The 25,673-nt window shown below is 63.5% G+C and carries 19 protein-coding genes and 1 tRNA gene; 8 read left to right on the top strand and 12 right to left on the bottom strand.

Annotation, left to right across the window (positions count from 1 at the left end):
* Window positions 1–201: 201 nt before the first annotated feature.
* The 6 genes from rsmG to rpmH form a co-directional block, all read right to left on the bottom strand.
* Complete coding sequence (gene rsmG / locus GEV06_12115) at window positions 202–783, bottom strand: 16S rRNA (guanine(527)-N(7))-methyltransferase RsmG (protein MPZ18641.1); 582 nt, start codon at window positions 781–783, stop codon at window positions 202–204.
* 242 nt (window positions 784–1,025) lie between these two features.
* Window positions 1,026–1,493 (bottom strand): hypothetical protein, encoded by a 468-nt coding sequence (locus GEV06_12110; GenBank protein MPZ18640.1) that lies wholly within the window; start codon window positions 1,491–1,493, stop codon window positions 1,026–1,028.
* On the bottom strand, window positions 1,493–3,268 hold the full coding sequence (gene yidC / locus GEV06_12105) for a membrane protein insertase YidC (protein MPZ18639.1): 1,776 nt from the start codon (window positions 3,266–3,268) through the stop codon (window positions 1,493–1,495). Before yidC ends, GEV06_12110 begins: the two co-directional genes overlap by 1 nt.
* 3 nt (window positions 3,269–3,271) lie before the next feature.
* Window positions 3,272–3,553, bottom strand: a complete 282-nt coding sequence (gene yidD, locus GEV06_12100) for a membrane protein insertion efficiency factor YidD (GenBank protein MPZ18638.1) — start codon at window positions 3,551–3,553, stop codon at window positions 3,272–3,274.
* A 5-nt stretch (window positions 3,554–3,558) separates the two neighbouring features.
* Window positions 3,559–3,915, bottom strand: coding sequence for a ribonuclease P protein component (gene rnpA / locus GEV06_12095; protein MPZ18637.1), 357 nt, complete (start codon window positions 3,913–3,915; stop codon window positions 3,559–3,561).
* A gap of 157 nt (window positions 3,916–4,072) precedes the next feature.
* Window positions 4,073–4,255: a 50S ribosomal protein L34 gene (rpmH, locus tag GEV06_12090; GenBank protein MPZ18636.1), complete on the bottom strand. Its 183-nt coding sequence runs from the start codon at window positions 4,253–4,255 to the stop codon at window positions 4,073–4,075.
* 531 nt (window positions 4,256–4,786) lie between these two features.
* On the opposite strand from rpmH, the gene dnaA reads away from it, so the two are divergent.
* From dnaA to gyrA, 4 genes are all read left to right on the top strand, one after another.
* Window positions 4,787–6,115, top strand: a complete 1,329-nt coding sequence (dnaA, locus tag GEV06_12085; GenBank protein ID MPZ18635.1) for a chromosomal replication initiator protein DnaA — start codon at window positions 4,787–4,789, stop codon at window positions 6,113–6,115.
* A 452-nt stretch (window positions 6,116–6,567) separates the two neighbouring features.
* Window positions 6,568–7,686: a DNA polymerase III subunit beta gene (locus GEV06_12080; GenBank protein MPZ18634.1), complete on the top strand. Its 1,119-nt coding sequence runs from the start codon at window positions 6,568–6,570 to the stop codon at window positions 7,684–7,686.
* Window positions 7,687–7,755: 69 nt separating this feature from the next.
* Window positions 7,756–10,347 (top strand): DNA topoisomerase (ATP-hydrolyzing) subunit B, encoded by a 2,592-nt coding sequence (gene gyrB / locus GEV06_12075; GenBank protein MPZ18633.1) that lies wholly within the window; start codon window positions 7,756–7,758, stop codon window positions 10,345–10,347.
* 13 nt (window positions 10,348–10,360) lie between these two features.
* The gene (gene gyrA, locus GEV06_12070; GenBank protein MPZ18632.1) at window positions 10,361–12,910 is read left to right on the top strand and encodes a DNA gyrase subunit A; all 2,550 of its coding nucleotides are present in this window, start codon (window positions 10,361–10,363) and stop codon (window positions 12,908–12,910) included.
* Window positions 12,911–12,940: 30 nt separating this feature from the next.
* Here gyrA and GEV06_12065 read toward each other — a convergent pair whose 3' ends face one another.
* The 5 genes from GEV06_12065 to rsmI form a co-directional block, all read right to left on the bottom strand.
* A complete protein-coding gene (locus GEV06_12065) occupies window positions 12,941–13,927 on the bottom strand; it encodes an aldo/keto reductase (GenBank protein MPZ18631.1) in 987 nt (328 codons plus the stop codon).
* Window positions 13,928–13,962: 35 nt separating this feature from the next.
* On the bottom strand, window positions 13,963–16,272 hold the full coding sequence (locus tag GEV06_12060) for an AAA family ATPase (protein MPZ18630.1): 2,310 nt from the start codon (window positions 16,270–16,272) through the stop codon (window positions 13,963–13,965).
* A 315-nt stretch (window positions 16,273–16,587) separates the two neighbouring features.
* Window positions 16,588–18,432: a glutamine--fructose-6-phosphate transaminase (isomerizing) gene (glmS, locus tag GEV06_12055; protein MPZ18629.1), complete on the bottom strand. Its 1,845-nt coding sequence runs from the start codon at window positions 18,430–18,432 to the stop codon at window positions 16,588–16,590.
* 65 nt (window positions 18,433–18,497) lie between these two features.
* Complete coding sequence (gene glmU, locus GEV06_12050; protein MPZ18628.1) at window positions 18,498–19,889, bottom strand: UDP-N-acetylglucosamine diphosphorylase/glucosamine-1-phosphate N-acetyltransferase; 1,392 nt, start codon at window positions 19,887–19,889, stop codon at window positions 18,498–18,500.
* Complete coding sequence (rsmI, locus tag GEV06_12045) at window positions 19,882–20,766, bottom strand: 16S rRNA (cytidine(1402)-2'-O)-methyltransferase (protein ID MPZ18627.1); 885 nt, start codon at window positions 20,764–20,766, stop codon at window positions 19,882–19,884. The genes glmU and rsmI overlap by 8 nt, the downstream gene beginning before the upstream one ends.
* A gap of 277 nt (window positions 20,767–21,043) precedes the next feature.
* Between rsmI and GEV06_12040 the strand changes: the two genes are divergently transcribed.
* Window positions 21,044–22,762, top strand: a complete 1,719-nt coding sequence (locus tag GEV06_12040; protein MPZ18626.1) for a DUF885 family protein — start codon at window positions 21,044–21,046, stop codon at window positions 22,760–22,762.
* A 108-nt stretch (window positions 22,763–22,870) separates the two neighbouring features.
* On the top strand, window positions 22,871–23,218 hold the full coding sequence (locus GEV06_12035; GenBank protein ID MPZ18625.1) for a zinc ribbon domain-containing protein: 348 nt from the start codon (window positions 22,871–22,873) through the stop codon (window positions 23,216–23,218).
* Between the two features lies 1 nt (window position 23,219).
* Here GEV06_12035 and galU read toward each other — a convergent pair whose 3' ends face one another.
* The gene (galU, locus tag GEV06_12030) at window positions 23,220–24,095 is read right to left on the bottom strand and encodes a UTP--glucose-1-phosphate uridylyltransferase GalU (GenBank protein MPZ18624.1); all 876 of its coding nucleotides are present in this window, start codon (window positions 24,093–24,095) and stop codon (window positions 23,220–23,222) included.
* 33 nt (window positions 24,096–24,128) lie between these two features.
* On the opposite strand from galU, the gene serS reads away from it, so the two are divergent.
* Complete coding sequence (gene serS, locus GEV06_12025) at window positions 24,129–25,418, top strand: serine--tRNA ligase (protein ID MPZ18623.1); 1,290 nt, start codon at window positions 24,129–24,131, stop codon at window positions 25,416–25,418.
* Window positions 25,419–25,427: 9 nt separating this feature from the next.
* Window positions 25,428–25,517, top strand: a tRNA-Ser gene (locus GEV06_12020).
* Window positions 25,518–25,673: the final 156 nt, after the last annotated feature.

Here is a 25,673-nt window from a genome sequence, read left to right as displayed (position 1 = left end):
GCAGAAATCCGATTCCTGTTTCCCATTCGACTCGTCTGACGCTCGCTCATGGCAAGCCGTCAGGTGAGTCGAAGGGTGCCTCGCGTTTCCTGGTTCCTGGTTCCTGGTTCCCGTTGTCCTGAGGTAGGGCCGCCTCGCCGAGGCGGCCGTTTTCCCTGGTTCCTGACTTCTGATTTCTGATCGTTCCACGTGGAACACCGATCAGGGGACCTTGCGCAGGATTGACAGTTGGCCCGCCTGACCCGAGAGTAATGGATACTCTCCGGCAACTTCTAGGCCTGACGCCAGCGGCGGCTTCCCCTGCCCGGCCCGAAACCACAGCAGCCGCCCTCCAGGTCGCAGAAAGGTCCCTAGCGCCGCGAGCTCCTGCGTGCCGACTCGAATCGCCCGGACCGTCACAACGTCCATCCGCGCCGCCAGCGTGCCCGCCTCGACCAACGCCTCGAAGCGTGAACGCGCCACCTCCGTTCCACTCAGCCCGAGCTCACGAACGGCTTCCTGCAGAAACGCTGCCTTCCGCACTCGACTCTCTACCATCACCAGCGCCAAGTCCGGCAGCGCCAATTTCAAAGGGATGGCGGGTGACCCTCCACCAGAGCCGACGTCAATCAGCAAGCCCGCCTCGCCAGGTATCCACTGCGCCGCCATCAGCGGCTCGACGATCAGCCGGTCCACCGCCTTGTCCGGATCGTCAAAGGCCACCAGGTTCATCCGGCGATTCCATCGACTGAGCAAGGATAGGTAAGCCGCCAACCGCGCTCGCAACGCCCGTTCCGGCGCCATCCCGGCAGCTCGCGCGCGCCGCTCGATACGCTGTTCTAGAGAGGGGAGCAAGGCAGCAACGGGGTTAAGGGCTATACCGTTCACTTACGACGTAGCGAGGGGTCTTTAGCCCCCTCGCCCGCGGAGGCGGAAAGGCCGCGCGCTACCTGCGAAACGGGGTTCGGCCAAGCAAGGCAATAGCGGGTCGTGCCGGCCGTCACGGCGGTGGCGCCGTAATTAGGTCTGTTAGCCTATCTTAGGCGCTACGGCTTCCGCGAGATGATGACGCGCTTCGCGGCACCATCCCCCTGACTTTCAGACGCCAGCTCGGGATCGGTCCCAACCTCGAGGTGGACGATGCGCCGGCTGTAAGAATTGAGTGGGCCCAGCTCCTGAGCCCCACCGGTCGCCTTTACGCGATCCATCAAGAAGCGGGCCATCTGCCGCAGCTCGTTGTCCTTCCCTTGGCGGAAGCCGCAGGCATCCACGACAATCCGATGCCCCTCCTCGAGATCCCGCCGGTACGCGGCGTTCACCACCTGCTGCAGCGCATCCAGCCCCTCGCCCTTCCGCCGCAACAGCTCCGTCGCTTCGGCGCCGCTCAACTCAACACACAGTCCGTCCTGGTGGTCCTGTACCTGCGCTTCGAGCTCCAGACCCAACGCGCTCACGACCTCCTGTACGAAGGTGCGCACCTCGCTCCGAAATTGCGTTGCTCGCTCCGTATCCATCACTGCCGCTCCTGCTGCACGGGCCGACCGCTCTTCCGCGCCTCACTTCCCTTCACACGCCGTTCGGCCGCCGGTCTCGCTGCTTGAACCTGCGGCGGCCCAATCAGCTTGTTCGTCAAGAATTGCTGGCCGATCGTCCACACGTTACTGAGCAACCAGTACACGACCAGACCGCTTGGGACCCACAAGAAGAACACCGTGAACATGACCGGCATCATCGTCATCATCTTCTGCTGCACTGGATCCATGCCGGTCGCCGGTGTCATGCGTTGCTGCAAGATCATCGATGCCCCCATCAGCAGCGGTGTCACGTAGTACGGATCGTGCACGGAGAGATCCTTGATCCACAGCATGAAGGGCGCACCACGTAGCTCGATCGCCTGCGACAGGAGCGCGTAGAACGCGAACAAAATGGGGAAGGTGAGCACCATCGGCACACACCCGCTCGCCGGGTTCACGCCCTTCTCGCGGTACAGGCCCATGAGCTCCCCGTTCATCTTCTGTCGCGCCGGATCCGTGACCTTGAGCTGTTTGTAGCGCTCCTGAATCGCCTTGACCTGCGGCTGAAGCGCCTGAAGCTTTCGCATCGACACGACACTCTTGTGCCGCAGCGGAAAGATCAGCACGTTGATGATGACGGTGAGGATCACAATCGCCCACCCGTAGTTCCCCACGTATCCGTGCACCCATTGGAGCGCGTGCAGCAGCGGCACGGCGAGGAAGGCGAAGAAGCCGAAGTTGATCGTCCGTACTAGCTCGCGATCCGTCGCGGCGAGCAGGTTGAAGTCTTTCGGTCCCAAGTACGCCCTGACCTCGGACGGCTTGGTGTCGAACCGCAATGCGTACGAGACGAGCTCCCGCTCCTCCTCTGTCCCGGGTATCGGCACCACGCGATAGTCTGCCCGCGCCGGCTGATTCCCCGGAAGGACGACGCCGAGGAAGTAGTGGTCGTCCATGCCAACGTAGCGAAATCTGCCTGCGTGCGCCGCATCCGTGCGGATGGTGCCCGGCGGGAGTCGTGTCACCTCCTCGTCCTTGTAGAAGATGCCTTGAGGCGGCTGGGAATACGTCCCAAACAAAAAGCCGCTGCCGCCCCCGCGGGTGAGATCACCGACGCCCACGCCGCCGTGAACAATGAGAGTCTCGGCCTCCCCGTTCTCCGTCACCGCGGCGTTGAAGCCGAGGACGTACGCCTGGTGATCTTTTTGGATCGTGAACGTCTTGGTCGCATGGAGGCCCGTCTCGTCGTCGTACTCGAGGACCAGCATCCCCTCTTGCGCTGGCTTGACCGTTGTTCTGCGCGTGCTCGGCCGGAACAGCGCGTTGCTCAACCGCGACGACAGCGCCTCATTGTCCGGCACTGAAAGAGCAAACGCGGCCTGCAGCACCTCGACGCCGATGTCCTGCGGCAGGAGATCGACAGCGTGCCCATTGTTATCGCGATACTTCTTCAACTGCCATCGTGTGAGCACCGCACCGCGAGTGTTGAACTCCGCCCGCACGGCGTCCGTCTCCACGACGACCGTCTCGCCGGGAGCGCCTCCATTCTCAGCGGGAGGAGAGATTCCGCTTGCTGCCGGCGGTTTCTCTTGAGCAGGCTCTGTCGCGACCGGCGCCGCGGTCGCGCTTGGCGCTCCAGCCTCCGGCCGAGACTGGCTGCCCGGCGCAGAGCTTGCTGGGGGGCGTGGGGACTGTCGCCGCGGCGCGATCAATGCTTGATAGGCATAGAGCACCACGAACGACAAGGCGAATGCCAGAATGACTCGCTTTTCCATGAATCAGGCTCTTTGGTGGCGGTCCAAGCGTCGCTCGTTGGTGCCCGTGGAGCTATCGGGCGCGGGTACGGCGTCCCAACCCGCAGGTCCGAGCGGGTGACAACGAGCGAATCGCTTCAGAGCAAGCCAACCACCTCTGAAGAAGCCGTGGATCGTCAGCGCCTCCGCTGCGTACTCCGAGCACGTCGGCTGGAAGCGGCATGCGCCGCCCGCGAACGGCGAGAGCAGGACCTGGTAAGCCCGCACCGCGGCGACGGCAAAGATCACGAGCGAAGTATGAAGGATGTGCGTCACGGACGTGTCGATCGTTGCCGGCCGCCCGCGCGGCGGATCATGGTGTCGAATTCCGTCTCGAGGCGAGTGAACGATTGGGCCAGGAGCTCGCGCTTGGGCACGAGCACGAGATCGATACCGGGCGTCGGCTTGTGCCGCCGGAACAATTCCCGCGCGAGGCGCTTGGCCCGGTTGCGCCGCACCGCGTCGCCAAGCTTCCGCGTCGCGGCCACACCGAGGCGCGTCCCCACGGCGTCGGTCGCGAGCACGAACAGCGTCATGAACCGCCCGTGCAGCTTCTGTCCTTGAGTGTAGATCCGCTGGAAGTCGGCGCGTCGCTGAATGCGCTCGGTCGGCCTGAACGTGTGGCGCATGCAAGGCCTCACTCGAGCGAAGGCTGTCTCGCCGAAGCGGCCAAGCCGCGAAGGCGGACCCCTGTAGTGTTCGCCAAACCTTGCTGGCCTCCCGCAGCCTACGGCCAGTCAGGGCCATTCCTCTGAATCCCGAATCGCCAATCCTGATTCCTGATTCTCAGCGACGGGATCCGCTCGCACGCGGCGAGTCGGGTCGCGTCGAGCCGGAAACAGCCAGCCGCTTCCGTCCCTTCGCGCGACGCCGCTTCAGGATCGAGCGTCCGCTCTTCGTACGCATCCGGACCAGGAAGCCGTGCGTACGAAGGCGACGGCGCCGACTGGGCTGATAAGTACGCTTCATGATGCCTTTCTTTCGACCAAGCTCGCGGCGCGTTCGGCAAACACGCCCCACCATAGCGTCAGTATGGACGCGTCGCCGAGGCGTCCTCGCTACACGAACAAGAACCCGTTATCGTACCGGGCTGGCACGAGCCCTGTCAATCTCGCGGGCGTTTGCGACACGACAATTCCTGCTGGAGCAGTTGCGCGACGGCACCAGCCATGATACCTTCGCGGTGCCTCACGGTGGCTCCCTAAACGACCCAACTTGAACGGCTGTTATACGAAGTTTTCCACACCTGTGGAAAAAACTGTGGAAATTCCAGGGCCTTCGCCTCGACGCACGCGACAGAGCTAGGAGTAGAGACCACTTTCGTCTAGACCACAGACAATTACAACCGATACTTGTCTGTTTTCGCCTACCTCCCCAACGCGGCGGAGGGCGCGCTGCGACGGCCGGAGATGGCGAAAGGTCAGGCTCGTCATCGAGTAAGATCGATCTTCTCGGCGCCACCCGCCGACCATTCTGATGCAAGGCGGTTACAGGGCTGTGATGAACGTGGTCATTTGGGATCAGGTGCTGGCTGTGGTGGAGACGCGGGTGAACCGCCACATCTTCAACACCTGGTTTCGCCCCACCTCGTTCATTCGGGACGAGGGCACCCGGCTGCTCGTCGGGGTGCCGAGCAATGTGTTTGGCGATTGGCTGACCAGACACTACAAGGGAGTATTGTCTGAGGCGCTCACCTCTATCGGCCGTGCCGGTATCGAGATTGCCTTCGTGGCCCAAGATCCCCCCTCGGCACCTGAGAGCGCGTCGCTCGATCACGAGCTCTTCACGCCCGAAGAGGCCGATGCCCCCGTCTCCGGCGCCCGCCTCAATCCTCGATACACGTTCGACACCTTCGTGGTGGCCTCGTCCAACCAGTTCGCGCACGCCGCTTGCCGCGCCGTCGCCGAGGCCCCGTCGCGCTCGTACAACCCCCTCTACATCTACGGCGGTGTCGGTCTCGGCAAGACGCATTTGATGCACGCCGTCGGGCACTACGTGCTGCGCCACATGAAGGGCGCCCGCCTCACCTACATCTCTGCTGAGCGCTTCATGAACGAGATGATCAATGCGCTCAAACTGGAGCGCATCATCGAGTTTCGTGAGCGCTATCGGAACGTGGAAGTCCTGCTGATCGACGACGTGCAGTTCATGGCCGGCAAAGAAGGAACACAGGTAGAGTTCTTCCACACGTTCAATGCGCTGTACGACGCGTCGAAGCAGATCGTCATCACGAGCGATTGTCCACCACACGAGATCCCACAGCTCGAGGAGCGCTTGCGATCGCGCTTCAACTGGGGGCTCATCGCCGATATCCAACCACCGGATCTCGAAACGAAGGTGGCGATTCTCAAGAAGAAAGCAGAAGCCGAGGCTGTACCGCTTCCCGACAACGTTGCGCTCTATATCGCCAGCAAGATCAAGTCGAATATTCGAGAGCTCGAAGGATCCCTCATTCGCCTCGTGGCGTACGCGTCATTGACCGGGCGCGAGATCACCGTCGCCCTCGCACACGACGTGCTCAAGAACGTCCTAAGCGGCGACGACCGCGCCGTCACGATCGACGCCGTGCAGAAATTCGTCGCCGACTACTACCAACTGCGACTGAGCGAGCTGCGATCCAAGGACAACTCCAAATCGGTCGTCATGCCTCGCCAGATCGCCATGTTCCTCTCCAAGGAGTTGACCAAGGCGTCACTCCCAGAGATTGGTCGCGCCTTCAACAAGCACCACTCGACGGTTATTCACTCGATAGGAAAGGTGGAGGAGCTGCGCAAGCGAGACACGGATTTCAACAGGATTATCAACAGCTTCATCGACAACTTTCGGTAACCTGAAACGGGGTTCGCGAGCGCGGCGCGTTCGGCGAACGCGCCCTACCATTGACAAAGTGTAGGGCCGCCTCGGCGAGCCGGCCGCGATTTTCCACAGATGATCCGACGTGGCGTCTGTGGATGTTCTGTCGATGCTTCGAGCGCCGCCGTTACCCACAAGAGGTCCGCTTACAGGCACACCGTGGATCCACAGGGATTTAGCGCTCTAAGTATCTGAAGGACAAGTAGTAATTGACGCGTCCGCCTTTTCAACACGTCTTATTCTTGCTATAATTCTATGTTGGTTTATCTCTAAGGCTAGATTACTGAAGGACCGATGGAAGGGATTGCCGAAAGGTCCTTCAAGGGGCACAAACAACGCACCCGCCGCCTGTGGAGAGGCTCACCAGCTTTTCGAGCTTGCCGCCCGTCGACGGCCGGGCAGTGCGACAGACCAAGGACAGCACGTTAATGGAACTCGTCGTCCGGAAGAGTGACCTGCTCCGTGAGCTGCAGTTCTTCCAAGGTATCGTGGAGCGCAAGACTACGCTGCCGGTGCTTGCCAATGTCTTGGTGCAGGCGGGCGGTGAGAGTGTCGAGCTTGCCGCGACCGACACCGAGGTTGGTCTTCGGAGCCGCTGTGCGGCCTCGGTGGCCAAGCAAGGTGCCGTCACCCTCCCAGCGAAGAAGCTGTACGAGATCATCAAGGCGCTGCCCGAGACGGACGTACGAATCGAGCAGGACAAGAGCGGCGTTAAAGTGGCGGCTGAACGCTTCGAATCGCGATTGTCGACGCTGCCACGGGATGAGTTCCCACAGCTGCCGGACGCGGGCGAGGCCGTGGCCACGCTACCGCGTGAGTCCCTCAAGCACATGGTCGAGAAGACGCAGTTTGCCATGACGGGGGAGGATACGCGGTACTACCTGAACGGGGCGCTCTTCATCCTAAAGCCTGAACAGATGACCTTGGTTGCGACCGATGGTCATCGCCTTGCCCTCGTCACGGTGCCGCGCGAGAACGGCGACGCGAAGGTGTCCGATGACGACGAAGGTGTGAAGGTGCTCTTGCCAAGGAAGACGACGCTCGAGCTGAGCAAGCTGCTCGGTGAGGGCAAGGAGGCGATTGCTTATGAGCGATCCGAGAACCACCTTTTCTTCCGCGTGGAGGGTCGGACACTCATTTCGCGGATGATGGATGCGCAATTTCCAGCCTATGAGCGAGTGATTCCAAAGGGAAACGACAAGACCGTGACGTTCGACCGCGAGCGCATCAACAACGCAGTGCGACGCGTCGCACTGCTGTCGAACGAGCGCTCTCGAGCCGTGAAGTTCCAGATCGCACCCGGCAAGGTCGAGGTCACGTCGAGCAGCCCAGAAGTCGGAGAAGCCCGTGAGGAGCTGCTCGTCGACTACGAAGGGGCCGCGTTGCAGATTTGCTTCAATGCTCAGTACGTGCTCGATTTCCTCGGAGCGGTGGAGAGCGATACCATCAGTCTCTCCTTGAAGGATGAGGCGAGCCAAGCGCTCCTGAAGCCCGTGGGTGTCGACGGCTACGACTACACCTACGTGATCATGCCGATGCGCATCTGACGGCAAAATGCGGTGCATTCGGGCGACCGCCGTGAATGCAGCCCGTTTTCGGCCTGCAAGAACGATTCGATGGAACACCTGACCCCCGATATTCCAGAGCCGGAGGAACGCCGCGTGTCGCCGCCCGCCGAGACGGACACCTACGGCGCCGAGAGCATCAAGGTGCTCGAAGGCCTCGAGGCGGTCCGCAAGCGGCCCGGTATGTACATCGGTACAACCGGACCGCCAGGCCTGCACCATCTCGTTTACGAGGTCGTCGACAACTCGATTGACGAGGCGCTGGCGGGCTACTGCGACGAGGTCAACATCACGATCCACGTCGACAACTCGCTCACGGTCCTCGACAACGGGCGCGGCATCCCGATCGACTTGCACGAGAGCGGAAAATCAGCAGCGGAGGTCGTCATGACCACGCTGCACGCAGGCGGCAAGTTCGGGGAGAAGGACAGCGCCTACAAGGTCTCCGGTGGGTTACACGGCGTGGGCGTGTCCGTGGTCAATGCGCTCGCGGAGAGCTTGACGCTCGAGATCTATCGCAACGGGGACGTCTTTCAGCAGATCTACGAGCGTGGAAGACCGCTTGCGCCTTTGGCAACGCTGGGCACGACGAAACGGCGGGGCACGAAAGTCACCTTCAGGCCAGACCCACTCGTCTTCGAGACCATCGAGTTCAGCTTCGACACGCTCGCGCAGCGCCTGCGAGAGCTCGCCTTCCTCAATGCAGGCGTCGTGATCACGCTCGATGACGAGCGCGAGGATGGGAAGCACGCACGGTACGAGTATCAGGGTGGCATCAGCGAGTTCGTGGCGTACTTGAACACGAACCGCACCGTGCTGCACGACGAGCCAATCTACATGCGGGGCGAGAAGGAGAGTGTCGACGTCGAGATCGCGCTGCAGTGGAACGACGCCTATATCGAGCAGGTCTATACGTACGCCAACAACATCAGCACGGTCGATGGAGGGACGCATCTCTCCGGTTTCCGCGCGGCGCTCACGGGCACCATCAACGCCTATGCGTCCAACTCCAATCTCACGAAGGACCTGAAGGATACGACGATTGACGGCAGCGACATCCGTGAGGGTCTCGTGGCCGTGGTCAGCGTGAAGGTGCCCAATCCGCAGTTCGAAGGCCAGACCAAGGCAAAGCTCGGAAGCACCGAGGTCAAGGGTATCGTCCAGAGCATCGTCAACGACCGGCTCGCCGCGGTCCTGGAAGAGAATCCAACCATCGCGCGCAAGATTGTCTCGAAGGCCATCGACGCCGCGAGGGCGCGCGAGGCTGCGCGCAAGGCGCGGGATCTCGTACGCCGCAAAGGCGCACTGGACAACAGCACGCTTCCAGGGAAGTTGGCAGACTGCCAGGAGCGTGATCCCGCGCAGAGCGAGCTGTACATCGTCGAAGGAGAGTCGGCCGGCGGATCGGCCAAGCAGGGGAGAGATCGACGCTTCCAGGCCATCCTCCCGGTCAAGGGCAAGATCCTCAACGTCGAGAAGGCACGCTTCGACAAGATGCTGGGGAGCGACGAGATCAGGACGATGATCGCCGCCCTCGGGTGTGGCATAGGCGAGAACGACTTCGACCTGTCGAAGCTGCGATACCACCGCATCATCATCATGACGGATGCGGACGTCGACGGCTCGCATATCCGGACGTTGCTGCTCACCTTCTTCTACCGCCAGATGCGCGAGCTGATCGACAACGGGTACATCTACATCGCGCAGCCGCCGCTCTACCGTGTCAAACAGGGCAAGCGGGAGACGTACATCAAGGACGATCGCGATCTCGAGACATTCCTCGTGCGTCGCGCCGTGGAGTCACGGCTGCTTCGCCTCGTCGACCAGCAGCGCGAGGTCAGCGGCGAGGAGCTCGTCCAGCTTCTGCAGCGCCTGATTGCTTTCCGGAAGAACCTGAAGCTGGTCGAGCGCCGAGGACCGGCCTCCGACCTGTTGTACGCGCTGCTCGACGAAGGGATCAAGGACCTGACGTTCTTCGCGGACCGCGCGGCCGTTGATGCCTTCGGTCAGCGGCTGGCCAGCGCCGGCCGCAGTGTCGGCGTGGAGGTGGATGAGGAGCACAATGCGTTTCGCTTGATGATCGACGATCGCACCTCCGGTTACCCCAGGCGCTTCGACATCGGGCTGGATTTCGTGAGCACGCCGGACTATCGCGCGCTCCTTGGCGGATACCGGGACGTGAAGGCGCTTCAAGGTCAGATGATCGTCGCGCATGTCGCGGGACCGGACACGCGGGAAGAAGAAGAGGCCTCGGCCGCGCCAGGAGACGCCGCTGCGGCCGCCGAGAGCGCCGCGGCCGCGGAGATCGGCGTGCCGGACGCTGCCGCAACCGCGCGGCGGGCGGCGGCGCGCAGTGCGCCGGCGGAGGTTGCAGTTGCCTCGGTCCCGGACTTGGTCGACTACTTCCTCGCCGGTGGCCGCAAGGGTGTGGCCATCAATCGGTACAAGGGTCTCGGCGAGATGAACCCGGACCAGCTCTGGGACACGACGATGAAGCCGGAGGTGAGGACGCTGCTCCAGGTGCGCGCCGAGGATCATGCCGAAGCCGACTTGATGTTCACCACGCTCATGGGCGATCAGGTGGAGCCGCGACGCAAGTTCATCGAGAGCAACGCTCTCGATGTGAAGAATCTGGACATTTAGACCCCTTGTTTGCATGACCACCTCGACCCGCATCCCCGTCGCCATCGAAGATGAAATGAAGCGCTCGTACCTGGATTACGCGATGAGCGTGATCATCGGTCGGGCGCTGCCAGACATCCGTGATGGGCTCAAGCCGGCGCACCGCCGCGTGCTCTACGGGATGCGGCTGATGGGGCTCGGCTCGAGCCGGGCCTACCGCAAGTGCGCCAAGATCGTCGGCGAGGTCATGGGGAACTTCCACCCCCACGGCGACCAGTCAATTTACGACACGCTCGTTCGGCTCGCCCAGGACTTCAACATGCGGTACCCCCTGGTGGACGGCCAGGGGAACTTCGGGTCGATGGATGGCGATCCGCCGGCGGCCATGCGCTACACGGAGGCGCGGCTGGAAGCCTTGGCGGAAGGGATGATGGCCGACCTCGGGCACGACACGGTCGACTTCATCGCGAACTACGACGAGACGACCGAGGAGCCGGTTGTCCTCCCCACGCCCTTCCCGAACCTCCTGGTCAATGGGTCGTCCGGGATCGCCGTCGGGATGGCGACCAACATCCCGCCGCACAACCTGCGTGAAGTCGTCGACGCGACCATTGCCATCACCGAGCCAGCGCTCGACGGGACGCGTCTGGCGCGTGACGACCGCCAGCGTCGTCTCATGCAGTTGGTGCCCGGTCCGGACTTCCCAACCGGCGGCATCATTGTCGGCAAGCGCGGGATCTATGAGGCTTATCGGGGTGGCCGCGGCGTGATCACGTTGCGCGCTCGCACGACTGTCGAAGATCTGCCGCGGGGCGATCGGCAAGCAATCGTGGTGACGGAAATCCCGTACCAGGTCAACAAGGCCAAGCTGGTCGAGCGCATTGCGGACCTGGTGCGCGAGAAGACGATCGAAGGTATCTCGGACCTCCGCGATGAATCGGACCGAGAGGGGCTGCGGATCGTGATCGAGCTCAAGCGCGATGCGTTGCCCGATGTCGTCCTCAACAACCTCTACAAGCACTCGGCGCTGCAGACGACCTTCGGCGTGATCATGCTGGCGGTGGTTGGCGGCCGGCCGCGGGTCTTACCGCTTGTCGACGTCATCGACCACTTCGTCGAATTTCGGCGGGAAGTCGTGCGCCGCCGCACCGAGTTCGAGCTGAAGAAGGCCGAAGCTCGGGCGCACATCCTCGAAGGCCTCAAGATCGCCCTCGACCATCTCGATGCCGTCATCGCGCTCATTCGTGCGGCGAAGAGCCCGGCGGAGGCCCGCGAGGGGCTCATGGGTCAGTTCGGGCTGACCCAGATCCAGGCGCAAGCCATCCTGGACATGCAGCTCCAACGCCTGACTGGGCTGGAGCGGCAAAAGATTCTCGACGAGCTTGCGGACGTGTTGCAGACGATCGAGCGGCTGCGGGAGACTCTCGCCAGCGATCGGCTCCTGATGGAGATCGTCATCAGGGAGCTGCGGGATGTGCGCGATACCTACGACGACGACCGCCGCACCGAGATCCTCGAGCAAGAGGGTGAAGACTTCCGCATGGAGGATCTCATCCCGGACGAGGAGATGGCGATTACGGTGAGCGGGACCGGTTACATCAAGCGGACCGCGATCTCCGCCTACCGGGCGCAGGGCCGTGGCGGCAAGGGCCGCCGTGGAATGACGCTCAGAGCCGAAGACTACGTCACGCAGTTGTTCGTGGCATCGTCACACGCCTACCTGCTGGTGTTCTCGGACCGCGGCCGTGTCTACGCGCTGCGCGTCTACGAGATTCCCGACGTCGGGCCGGATGGCAAGGGCAAGGCGATTGCAAACCTTGTACAGATGGTACCCGAGGAGAAAGTCGCTGCTATTGTCGCCGTGCGCGAGTGGCCTGCGGAGGAGGGCCGGCAGTTCATCGTCGCGGGAACGCACCAGGGCGTCATCAAGAAGACCGATCTTTACGCATATCGCAACGCGCGCGCCGGTGGCATCATCGCCATGGGCGTCGACCCAGAAGATCGCGTGATTGCGGCGCGGCGCACCGAGGGGAGTCACGAGATCGTGCTCGCCACGCGCCAAGGCGTGGCCATTCGGTTTGCCGAGGGCGACGTGCGGCCGACAGGCCGAACAGCATACGGCGTGCGTGGCATCTCGCTGCGCGAGGGAGACGAGGTGGTGGGACTGAACGCGGTGACGCCTGGCGGCGCCGTGCTCACCGTCACTGCCCACGGCTACGGCAAGCGTACGCTGCTCGAGGAATATCGGCTGCAATCGCGCGGGGGCTACGGCGTCATCAACATCCAAACCACCGAGCGCAATGGCCCGGTAGTCGGCATGGTCTACGTGACGGGCGAGAACGAGCTGATGCTCGCCACGCAAAAAGGCAAAGTGCTGCGGATGCCTACAGGGACGCTCAGGCTCATTGGCCGCGTGACACAGGGCGTGCGCCTCATCGACATCCACGATGACGATGGCGTTGTTGCGATCGCGCGACTCGATATCGTTCCGGAGAATGGGGAGAACGGAGAAAACGGGGAAGGTGGCGAGAACGGCGGTCCCGCCGAGACGGTCGACAGCGACTCATCGCCGGAGGAAGAGTAACGGTGACTGGGTGACCCGGTGACCCAAGCCCTACCGTCCGACGAACCGCATCATCGCTTCCGTGTACCGAGCGCCCGCGACGGCGCCGAGCGGGCAAATCGCTTCGATCTCCTCGACGTCTTGTGCGATGAGTGACACGTCGAGCGCGGCGACGTTCTCTTCTAGATAGCGGAGGCGCTTCGTCCCCGGGATCGGGACGATATCGGCGCCTTGCTCGATGACCCAGCGCAAGGCGAGCTGTGCGGGCGTCACCCCCCTGTCGCCTGCCAGCGCGCGAATCTTGTCGACCAGATCCAGGTTCTTCTGAAAGTTCTCTCCTTGATAGCGCGGCGCTTTGCGGCGATAGTCGTCCGGGGCGAAATCGTCGACGCTGCGAATCTCTCCCGCCAGGAAGCCTCGGCCGAGCGGGCTGTACGCCACCAACCCGATGCCGAGCTCGCGGCACAAGGGGAGGGCCTCGTCTTCCGGATCCCGGCTCCACAGCGAGTACTCGTTCTGGAGGGCGGAGATGGGATGCACGGCGTGCGCACGGCGGATACTTTCCAATCCAGGTTCGGACAAGCCAAGAAACCGAACCTTGCCCTCCTCGACGAGGCGCCCCATGGCGCCAACCGTCTCCTCGATTGGAACGTCCGGATCGACGCGGTGCTGATAGTAGAGGTCGATCTCGTCCACGCCCAGACGCTGCAGGCTGCCGTCACATGACTTGCGGACGTAATCGGGTCGGCCGCACACGCCCCTATATGTGGGGTCGTCCGTGCGCACGATACCGAACTTCGTCGCGATGATCGCCTGCTGTCGGCGATTGCGGAGAGCGCGCCCGACGAGCGCCTCGTTCGTGTACGGCCCGTACATGTCAGCCGTGTCGAGCAGCGTGACGCCGAGCTCGAGCGCGCGATGAATCGTCGCGATCGTCTCCTGCTCGTCGCTTGGACCATAGAACTCCGACATGCCCATGCAGCCGAGCCCGATAGCCGAAACGACCAGTCCCTGAGTCCCGAGAGATCGAGTTTCCATAGCCCTAAGTCTACATCCGCGAAATGCCGATTGTGCTAGACGGGCCCGAGCTGTGCGAAGCGAGCCATCACCTTCTTCTGCCCATAGTCTGCGAACCGGATGGTGAGCTTGAGTTTCTCGTCTGCACCTTCGACGCCCACGATCGTGCCCACGCCAAATCGAGGATGGCGAACACGTTGGCCCGGGCGAAGGTCCGTCGCAGACTGGTCCTCGTCTTCGTACGTGTAGCTGGGTGGTGTCTCGCGTACGGAGCGGCGCCCGTAGGGTGTGGCCCGGCGCTCGAAGGGCGCACGCCGCGAGTGCTCTGGCACGCCAAACGCCGGCAGCTCCTCGATGAGTGAGCTCGGGATCTCGTCGAGGAACCGCGACCGTTCCGTCGCTTGGTATTCGCCGAAGACGCGACGGCGGTACGAGCCGGTGAGCACGAGCTGCGCCTGGGCTCGCGTCATGCCCACGTAGCAGAGGCGGCGCTCTTCTTCGAGCTCCTCGCGGTTCTCGAACGCGCGCGTGTGCGGCACGAGGCCCTCTTCCATGCCCGCAATCGCAACGACCGGAAACTCGAGGCCCTTGGCCGCATGCAGCGTCATCAGCCAGACCCGCGCCTGAGCGCTGCCCTCGGTCTCGTCTGCCTCGGAGAGTAGCGACAACTTGTCCACGAAGCCGCCGAGCGAGGCGTCCGGCTCGCGCTGCTCATACTCGCGTGCGGCGGAGACCAGCTCCTTCAGGTTCTCGATGCGACTGCGAGCCTCCTCGCTGTGGTCCTCTTCGAGCATGCGGAGGTAGCCTGACTCCTCGATCACGTGCGAGACGGAGTCCGCCACGGTGGCATGCTGACGGACCTGCGCGCTGACGCGCTCGATGAGTGTGATGAACGCGCTGAGCGCGGCGGTACCTCTAGCGGGGAGCTGGCGGGAGGCCACGAGCTGCGCGCTCCGTGCGCAAAGGGACTGGGAGGAGGAGATTTCAAAGAGACCAGCAGTGACCAGGAGAGGCGTGGGCGTCTCCGGTCGAGGCGCGGTCGAGTCCAGAGCCTCCAGTACGGCTTTCCCAATCCCACGCGCCGGCGTGTTCACCACACGTCGAAAGCTCACGTCGTCATGCGGGTTGAGCACGATCTTCAGATACGCGAGGGTATCTTTGACCTCCTTGCGCTCGTAGAAGCGGACACCCCCAACGATCCGGTATGGAATGCCGTCGCGCATCAAGGCATCTTCGATGGCGCGCGATTGAGCATTGATGCGGTACAGGATCGCCATTGTTGCCGATGAGTCCGCGGTTGCGCCGCTCTGAACCATCCGGCGGAGGAAGTCTGCTTCCTGGAGCTCGTCCGCTCCACGGAAGTAGAGCACCTTCGAGCCGCCCGCGCGATCGGTCCAGAGCCGCTTCTCCTTGCGGTCCTTGTTCTGCCGAATGACCGACGACGCGGCATCGAGGATGATCTGCGTCGAGCGGTAGTTGCGCTCCAGACGCACGACCGTCGCGTCGGGATAATCCTGCTCGAAGTCGAGAATGTTCCGAATATCCGCGCCCCGCCACTTGTAGATGGATTGGTCCGGATCCCCCACGACGGCGATGTTGGCGTGTGCCGACGTGAGCTGGCGAATGAGCAGGTATTGCGGACGGTTCGTGTCCTGGTACTCGTCCACCATCACGTAGCGGAATTGATGCGAGTACCGCAGGCGGACCGGCTCGGCGTCGTCGAGGAGCTCCACGGTCTTGAGGAGGAGATCATCGAAGTCGAGCGCGTTGGCTGCCGTGAGAGCGCGCCGGTAGGCGCGGAAGATCTCGGCGATCTTCTGCTCACGAAAGTTCCAGCTCCCCTCGAGGCCCTCCGGTCCTTGCATCCGATTCTTGATGTCGCTGATCTGCGAGAGGGCCGCTCGCGGCTGGATCAGCTTGTCGTCGATGTGTAGCTCCCGGAGGATGCGCTTCACGAGTGTGAGCTGGTCGGAGGCGTCATAGATGACGAAGTCGCGCGAGAGGCCAATTGCAGGCGCCTCGCGTCGCAGCAAGCGTGCACACAGCGCATGGAACGTGGAGATCCAGAGGCCGCGCAGGTCGGTGCTAAGCAGCCGCGCCACGCGCTGCCGCATTTCCTCGGCGGCCTTGTTGGTGAACGTCACTGCCAGCACCTCGTGCGGCGAGGCCAGGCCGCTGCCAACGAGATGCGCGATCCTGTGCGCAATCACACGTGTCTTACCGGAGCCCGCGCCCGCCAGGATGAGCAGCGCACCTTCTGCATGCAGAACCGCTTCGCGCTGCTCTGGGTTGAGATCGTCCAGAGAGGAGACGGAGCCAGCAGCTGGCGACTCAGGGCTAGAGATTGGTGGGTGCGGGTTCGACACAGCTACCTCGGAAGGACACGCGCTCGCTGCCGCAGTAACGAGCAGATGCAGTATAGCAGGCCGATCAAGACGCGTTCAGCGCACAACGTCGGAACGAATACACGCGAGGCAGGAATTGCCATTCTGCGATGAATCGCGGATCGCAATTCCTGCAACTAGCTGGAATCTCGATGCGCGCGAGCACGGCGCGTTCGGCGAACGCGCCCTACCTTCACCGACGCGAACACGACAGTGGGCGATGGTAGGGCCGCCTCGCCGAGGCGGCCGCAACTCCTGGCGACCAGCTCGCTGACAGACGCGTGGAGAGCAAGGCACTCACTCTACAGTCACGCTCTTCGCGAGGTTGCGAGGTTGGTCGACGTCGCATCCGCGGCGGACGGCGACGTAGTACGCGAGGAGCTGCAGCGGGACTGTCATGATGACAGGCGAGAGGAGCGGATCGGTCACCGGCAGTTGGAGGTTCACATCGAGCACCGGCGAAAGCAAGGCTTGGATCCGCGTGTCCCCTTCGGTAGTGAGCGCGATCACGCAGCCGCCGCGCGCTTTGACCTCTTGGACGTTGCCGACCATCTTGTCGAACAGGTGATCGCCAGGCGCGAGGGCCACCACCGGCAGATCTTCGTCGATGAGCGCGATCGGGCCGTGCTTCATCTCGCCGGCGGGATAACCCTCGGCGTGGATATACGACACTTCTTTCAGTTTGAGCGCCCCTTCGAGGGCAATGGGGTAGTGGATGCCGCGACCGAGAAACAGGAAGTCCCGCCGGTGGTGAAAGCGTCGCGCCACCTCCTCGATCGTGGGAGCGAGCTGCAGCACCTTCTCGACCGTGAGCGGCAGCTGGGTGAGCGCTGCGGCGTGCGAGCGGATCTCGTCCGCGTCCAACGTACCACGGCCCTGCGCGAGATACAGCGCCAGCAGATGCAGCGCGACGAGCTGGGCGGTGAACGCCTTTGTCGAGGCAACCCCGATTTCAGGACCGGCGTGTGTGTAGATCGTGCCGTCCGCCTCGCGTGGTGCCATGCTTCCAACGACATTGCAAATGGCGAGCGTGCGGGGTCCGAAGCGCTGTGCCTCACGCAGCGCTGCCAGCGTATCGGCGGTCTCACCCGACTGTGTGATGACGACCACGAGATCGCGGTCCGAAATGATCGCTTGCCGATAGCGAGACTCCGAGCCGTAGTCCACTTCCACGGGAACGCGCGCGAGCCGTTCGATGAGGAACTTGCCAACGAGGCCCGCGTGCCAGGACGTGCCACAGGCCAGGACGAGCACACGCTCTATGCGCCGCACGGCGGCCTCGTCCAGGCACGCCTCGTCGAGAAACACCCGCCCCTGCTCGACTGACGTTCGGCCGAGCACCGTCTCTCGGATGGCCCAGGGCTGCTCGAAGATCTCCTTGAGCATGAAGTGCTTGTACCCGGCCTTCTCGGCCATGATCGGATCCCAGAGGATCCGCTGCGTGGCCTTCGAGACGGCGCCACCCGCATAGTCGGTGAATTGCACACCGCTCCGCGTGACAACCGCCATCTCCTCATCGTCCAAGAAGACGACGTCGCGCGTGTGACTGAGGATGGCCGGAACGTCGGAGGCGACGAAGAACTCGCCTTCTCCCAGACCGACGACAATCGGTGGACCGTTGCGCACCGCGACGATCTTGCTCGGGTCGTCGGCCGAGACCAGCACCAGCGCGAACAGGCCGCGGAGGGAGAGCAATGCACGGCGGACCGCCTGCTCCAGGCCGTCACCGCGCATTTCGCGCTCCACCAGATGCGCAACCACCTCGGTGTCGGTCTCCGTGACGAAACGATGTCCCTCGCTCTGGAGCTGCCGCTTCAGCTCGATGTAGTTCTCGATGATGCCGTTGTGAACCACCACCAGACGGCCGCTGCAATCGCGATGGGGATGCGCATTCTCTTCGGTGGGGCGCCCGTGCGTCGCCCACCGCGTGTGGCCCACGCCATAGTCGCCTTCGAGCGGTGCCATGGAGAGCGCCTCTTCGAGGCAGGCGAGCTTGCCAGCCGAGCGGCGAACGTCGACCGTGCCGTTGTGGACGACAGCCACACCCGCAGAGTCGTAGCCTCGATACTCCAGCTTGCGGAGCCCGTCGAGAATGACCGGAACCACCGCCTGCTCACCGATGTAACCGATGATGCCGCACATAGAGATTCATCCCGCAACTCATTGGCCTGATAGGCGCTGCAAACGCCAGGGCGCCGGCGCGACTTTCATTCCGCACCGTGCGCCTTTTTACGCCGTTCCCGGGCCCAGCCTTCCTTGTTGACCTGCCGGCTGCGTGCCACGGCCAGCGCGTCCGCCGGGACCTCGTCCGTGACCGAGGATCCCGCAGCTATATACGCCCCTCGGCCCACGCGCACTGGTGCGATCAGCTGTGAATCGCTGCCGATGAACGCCTCGTCCTCGATGACTGTCTGGTGCTTCGTCGTGCCGTCGTAGTTGCAGGTGATCGTGCCCGCCCCGACGTTGACACGCTCACCGACGATCGCGTCGCCGAGGTATGTCAGGTGGTTCGCCTTCGAGCCGCGACCGAACGTTGTCTTCTTGAGCTCGACGAAGTTGCCGATCTTCGCCTCCGGGCCAACGCGCGTGCCCGGCCGGAAGTGCGCAAACGGCCCAACCGTGGCGTGTGATCCAATCTGCGACTCCTCGATGACGCAGTGGTTCAAGACCACTGCATGATCCGCCACTTCCGAGTCCACGAGACGCGTGCCGGAGTGGATCTCGCAGGCGGTGCCGATGCGGGTACGGCCTTCGAGGTAAACGTTGGGATGGAGCACTGTGTCCGGCCCCACTTCCACGTCGGGACCGACGTAGGTGGTGGCAGGGTCCTCCAGGGTGACACCTGCTGCCATGAGCTCTTCGTTCTTGGCTTGTCGCATCAGAACACCTGCCTCGGCGAGCTGGGTCTGCGAGTTCACACCCATCAGCTCGCCCGGCTGAACAGCCTCGACCGTGTGAATGGCGAGGCCACGCTTTTTGAACAACGCCACCAGGTCGGGCAGCGTGCGATCACGCTCTCCCTCTCGCCAGTCGAGCGTCCCCAGAATCTCCCGAAGCGGAGCCGCGGCAAAGGCGCACACGCCCCCCGCGATCTCGCGAGCGCGCCGCTGCTCGGGCGACAAGTCCCGTTCCTCGACGATGTGCGTGAGGCGGCCCTGCTGGCGAAAAACGCGTGTGTAGCCGTACGGCTGGGGCACCACTGCCGTCGCGAGCGTCATTGCCGCGCCAGACCGTGTGTGCTCGGCAACCACCCGCCGCAGCGTAGCAGGACGAAGGAGCGGCAGGTCGGCGGGGACGATGAGATAGGTGCCGTGCACCATCCCAAGCGCTTTTACCGCACAGGCGACTGCGTGGATGGGACCAAGGAGTGGTTGCTGGACGGCAAGACGGACCGCGGGCCACGCACGGAGCGCCTCACGGATCAATTCTGGTTTATGACCTATAACTACTGTTGTTGTTGAGGCTCCATCGGCGTGTGCGGCTCTTAAGACCCAATCTAATAGGGCAATGCCCCCAAGTTTGTGAAGCGGCTTCGGCCGCTGAGAGTGCATTCGCAAACCGGGCCCTGCCGCCAGGATGATGGTTTGCAGCTCAGTCATGGTTGCTAGGCATGCACCGCTTCGCCCGTTCTATGGCAGCGTACACTTCTTTCTGGCTAATGCCATAACGAGTGGCCACGCCGGCAATTGCCCGTCGGCGAGGGCGGCGATCTGAAGGACCCACGTTATCTATCATTTGACCGAATAGCGAAGCAATCTCTTGATCGGTAACGGGGCTGCACCCCTCAGCAGGTGCAGCGATTCCACTTGATAGGTCAAACACCAGAGTAAGCTCGCCAAGGGGGTGCTGGAGGGACTCCGCTGCGAGCACGGTTGAAACTGGCCCTCGAATCAATTCCTCGTGAATCTTGGTCAGCTCGCGACACACCGCAACCTGACAGTCTCCCACGAGGGCCGCAATATCCTGTAGCGTCCGGCGGATGCGATGAGGCGCCTCGAAGCAAACCACGGTTCGCTGTTCCTGGGCCAGGGTCTGGAGCCAGGCCCGGCGCTCCTTGCCGCGCGCTGGCGGGAATCCGAGGAACGTGAACTGGTGCGACGGCATCCCCGACACGACCAAGGCGGCGACGACTGCACTTGGTCCCGGGATCGGCTCGACACGGATGCCGGCGTCGAGCGCCTGGCGAACCAGCTCGAGGCCAGGATCGGATAGAAGCGGCGTCCCGGCGTCGCTCACGAGCGCCACGTCGCGCGCCGCCGACAGCTCGCCCAGCACTCGAGCCGAAGCCGCCCGCTCATTGTGACCGTGCAAGCTGATCATGCGGGTGCCTATACTGGCATGGGCGAGCAGGCGCCGGGTCCGACGCGTGTCTTCGGCAGCAATGAGCGCCACGTCGCGCAGTACCCGGAGTGCCCGCAGCGTGACATCCTCCAGATTGCCAATGGGCGTGGAAACGACATAGAGGCGGCCTCCCATGCTGGCGCGATCCTTCGCCTGCTGAGGCAGGACAATCAAGGCCTACTGACGGGTGTCGGGCGGAAAAGACGCATGCGAAATGCAAAAGACCACTTCAGAAGCCGCAGAAGACGTATTCTACATTGTCGGTCTTGCGGGCCCCAGCCCGACGGCTGGGCACCACCCGGGGAGGACGGGACCGCCCGTTTTCGGCCCGCTATTTTGGTAACGACCCACGTCGTCTCCCGAAAGCGAGGACTGTCCCCGTTTTCTCCCGACGACGCCCGTAAGTCCCAGAATCCAGAAAGCCGAAGACTATAAAGTGACTCGTCAATCGAAAGGCTCCCTAGGAAGAGCCGGCGTGGCCGAAGCGCTTCCGCATTTCGTCGAGGATTATCTGAGCTGGCGCTACGAGCAGGAGCCCACCGGCGCGACGTTCGATGGTGTTCATGCCTACGATGACCTCCTCGAGGATTTCTCGCGCGCAGCCATCGACCGTCAGACCCGCGAGCTCGGTGGATTCGCACGCCGCCTCGCGGCAATCAAGACCGCCGTGTTGAACGATGAGGAGCGGGTTGAGGCCGAGGCGCTGTCGAGCAACCTACAGTCGCGTGTGTACGAGCTGGAAACCGTTCGTACATGGGAGCGCAATCCGCAGCTCTACGCGGAGACGTTGGCCGTGAGCCTTGCCGCGCAGGCCATCTTCCCTTACGCGCCCGTTTCTGAGCGCGCGCGCCGGGTCGTCTCCAAGCTCTGGCAAGTGCCGCGACTCTTCGATGCGCTGCGGAACAACGTGAAAGAGCCGCCCGGCATCTTCATCCGGACAGCGGTCGAGACGCTGCGTGGCTTGTTGCAGTTCATTGAGCGTGACCTGCCCCGGGCGTTCGCCACGGTCGATGAGCTCTCGCTGCTTGGCGACCTCGCGGACGCCTCCTCTGAAGCCACGCATGCTCTCGAAGCGACAATCGAGTATCTCGAGAAGGAGCTCGCGCCGCGGGCCCGTGCGTCGTTCCGGCTGGGAAGCGAGCGGTTTCTCCAAAAGCTGCGTCTCGATGAGGGTGTCACGGCAGACGCCAATCGGCTGTTGGCCATTGGCCTCCGAGAGATCGACTCGGTCAAGGAGGCGTTTCGCCGCGCTGCGGCACGCGTCGGCCGTGACGAGGCGGCCGTGGTATGGGAAGCGGTGAAGCGCGCCCACCCGCCAGCCGGTCAAATGGTTGCGCGAGCGAGCGAGCAGGTCACGGCGCTGGCTGACTTTCTCCGTGCGCGCCAGCTCGTATCGGTGCCAGAGGACGCGGCGCTCGAGGTTGGGCCCACGCCGCCATTCTATCGATGGACCTTTGCGAGTCTCTGGGCGCCCGGACCGTTCGAGCCGCGCCCCATCCGCTCGAGCTACTACGTCACGGACGTCGATCCCGCCTGGTCGCCAGAACGGCAGGAAGAGCATCTGCGCGACTTCAGCGACGCGACGCTCTGGGCAATCTCCATGCACGAGGCCTACCCTGGGCACTTCTTGCACTTTCAGCACTTGCGCCGCGTGTCCCCGAAGCAGCGGCGCTCAGCGCTCTTGGCGCCGATGTCGTTTGTCGAAGGATGGGCCCACTACGGTGAGCACTTGATGATCGAGGCGGGCTTTGGCGAACAAGATCCCGCCATCGAGCTCGGCCAGCTCGTGGAAGCGCTCGTGCGTCTGGCGCGCCTCGTGGTTGGTGTGCGGCTTCACACCGACGATTGGTCGGTTGAGCAAGGGGTGCGCTTCTTCCGAGACGAGGCGTTGCTCGAGGAGGGATCGGCCAGGCGTGAGGCGGAACGCGGCACCTTCGACCCGGGCTACGTGACCTACGCCCTCGGCAAGCTCATGCTCCTCAAGCTTCGCGACGATTGCGAGCGTCAGGAGCGCAACAGCTTCTCGCTGCGGAAGTTTCACGACCGGCTGCTGGGCCAGGGGACGCTGCCGTTTCCAGCACATCGCCGCCTCCTCCTCGGTGCCGCCGACGATGGTGTGGCGCTGGAGTAACGGGTCCGTGCCCTGCTCCCGAGGATGCCGGCGCCCTGCCGTGGGGATGCTCGTTGCGCTGGAGGAGGGAGACCGGCTACAATTGATGGGCTGTACGGGTAGGTAACTATGCCGCTCTACGAGTATCAATGCGAACAGTGCAGTCACCGCTTCGAGGTCATCCAGAAATTCTCCGACGCGCCCCTTGCCGATTGTCCCCAATGTGCGGGAGCGATTCGCAAGCTTCCTTCGTCACCCGCCATCCAGTTCAAGGGAACGGGTTGGTACATCACCGACTATGCGCGGAAGGGTGGCAACGGCAGCACCGCGACAGATGGCGGCTCCAAGGGCGAAGCGACGGCAAAGGACGAAGGCAGCGCCAAGAGCGAAAGCAGTGCTAAGAGCACCGGCGAAAAGAAGAGCGACACTGGTGCCAAGAGCAGCGGCGCTTCAACCCCCTCCTCATCTTCCTCGTAGCTCACCGTAGCTTTGTCTGGCTCTGGAGATACGCTCGGAACGACTCGGCCAGCTCCGGCCGTTTCAGCGCGAAGTAGACCACCGCTTTCAGGAAGCCGAGCTTGTTTCCGGTGTCGTGACGCGTGCCCTTCACGTGGCAGGCGTAGATGGGCCGACTCTTGAGCAGTGCGCGGAGGCCGTTGGTGAGCTGGATCTCGCCCGTTCGATCCTCGCGCGTCGCGGCGAGCGCGTCGAAGATGTCCGGCGTGAGCACGTATCGGCCGATGATGCCCAGGTCCGAGGGCGCGTCGCTCGGCCGTGGCTTCTCGACGAGGTCGCGGATCTTGAACACCCCATCGCCAACGGGCTCGGCATCGATGACGCCATAGCGGCCGATCTCTTCGCGCGGGACCTGCTCCACGGCCAATACCGGCCCGCCGACTTGCGCGAAGACATCCGTGAGCTGCCGTATCGCCACCGGTTGCGCATCGATGACATCGTCGGCAAGGACCACGGCAAACGGCTCATCGCCGACGAGGTCGCGCGTGACCAGCACGGCGTGCCCCAGGCCGAGCGGTTCGCCTTGCCGTACATAGGCGACGTTGATGAGGTCGGAGATGGCGCGAATCTCCCGAAGGAGATCCTGCTTGCCCCGCGCTTCGAGGAATGTTTCGAGCTCGACGTTGACGTCGAAGTGATCCTCGATGGCGTTCTTTCCGCGTCCAGTGACGAGCACGATGTGATCGATGCCGGCCGCCACAGCCTCCTCGACGCCGTATTGGATGATTGGCTTGTCGACGAGCGGCAGCATTTCCTTCGGCTGAGCCTTGGTGGCAGGCAAGAAGCGTGTACCCAGGCCGGCAACGGGGAAGACGGCTTTACGAACGGTCGGTGTCATGGCAACAGCATAGTAGAGGAATACAATCCAGTCATGCTCGACACGGCGTCACTGCGAGACCAGTTCGAGGATGTCCGCCAACGGCTGGGGACGCGCGGGCCAGGGACGGAGAAGGCGCTTGACCGGCTGGCGGCGCTCGATGTGGCACGGCGCGACATCCTGCCACGCGTGGAAGCGTTGCGGGCGGAGCGGAAGCGTGCGGGAGAAGCGATTGGTCGCGCGAAGCGTACGGGCGAGGACGTTGCGGCGCTGCTCGAGGGGAGCACCGAGCGCTCCGAGGCGATCAAGCGATTCGACGCCGAGCTCGCCGGCGTCGAGACGGAGCGCGACGCGCTGCTGCTGACGATTCCAAACCTGCCACACGTGACGGTGCCGGTCGGTCGGAGCGCAGCAGAGAATCAGGAAGTGCGACGCTCGGGTGAGGTCCCGACGTTCGACTTCACGCCGAAGCCGCACTGGGACCTGGGTGCTGCGCTTGGCATCATCGATTTCGAGCGCGCGGCCCGGATGTCAGGTTCGCGCTTCTCGGTGTTGATGGGCAGCGGTGCGCGCATGGCGCGCGCGCTCATTGATTTCATGCTCGACCTGCACACACGGGAGCATGGCTACCTCGAGGTCCAGCCGCCGTTCCTGATTGGCAGCGCGGCGTTGCGCGGCACCGGCAACCTGCCGAAGTTCGAAGAGGATCTGTTCAAGGTCGCGGGAGACTGGGATCTCTATCTCATTCCGACTGCGGAGGTCCCGCTCACGAACCTGCATCGCACCGAAACGCTCGAGGAGTCCCTGCTGCCGCTGCGTTACACCGCGTACACGCCGTGCTTCCGCAGCGAGGCTGGATCCTATGGGACGGACGTGCGCGGGCTCATGCGGCAGCACCAGTTCGACAAAGTGGAGCTCGTCAAGATTACGACGCCGGAGCAATCGTACGACGAGCTGGAGTCGCTGACCACGCACGCGGAGGAAGTGTTGAAGCGGCTCGAGCTGCCGTACAGGACAGTGGTGCTCTGCACGGGCGACATGGGCTTTGCGGCGGCGAAGACCTACGACATCGAGGTCTGGCTGCCAAGTCAGCAGACCTACCGCGAGATTTCCTCCTGCAGCAATACGGAGGCGTTTCAGGCGCGGCGCGCCGGCATTCGGTATCGGCCGACAGGCGGCGGCAAGTCGGCGTTCGTCCACACGCTGAACGGCTCCGGTCTCGCCGTGGGACGTACGCTCATCGCGGTGCTCGAGCATGGCCAGCAGCGCGACGGCAGTGTCGTCGTGCCCCCGGCGCTCCGCCCATACATGCGCGGCGTGGAAGTCCTGGAGCCAGTGAGATAATGAGCCGTTGGAGGGATGGCCGAGCGGTCGAAGGCGGCGGTCTTGAAAACCGCAGTAGGGGAAACTCTACCGGGGGTTCGAATCCCTCTCCCTCCGCCACTCTCGCTCCGCTCACGTGGCGGCGTGAGACGGTTTCCCGTCCTCCGCGGCTCACGCCGCTCCGGACCGAATCCCGCGGTCTGTGCCAGTGCTGGACGCCGCGTGGCGGCGTGAGACGGTTTCCCGTCCTCCGCGGCTCACGCCGCTCCGGACCGA

It is taken from the genome of Luteitalea sp., assembly GCA_009377605.1.
Taxonomy (GTDB): Bacteria; Acidobacteriota; Vicinamibacteria; order Vicinamibacterales; family Vicinamibacteraceae; genus WHTT01.
This window is presented reverse-complemented; position numbering and strand designations above follow the sequence as displayed.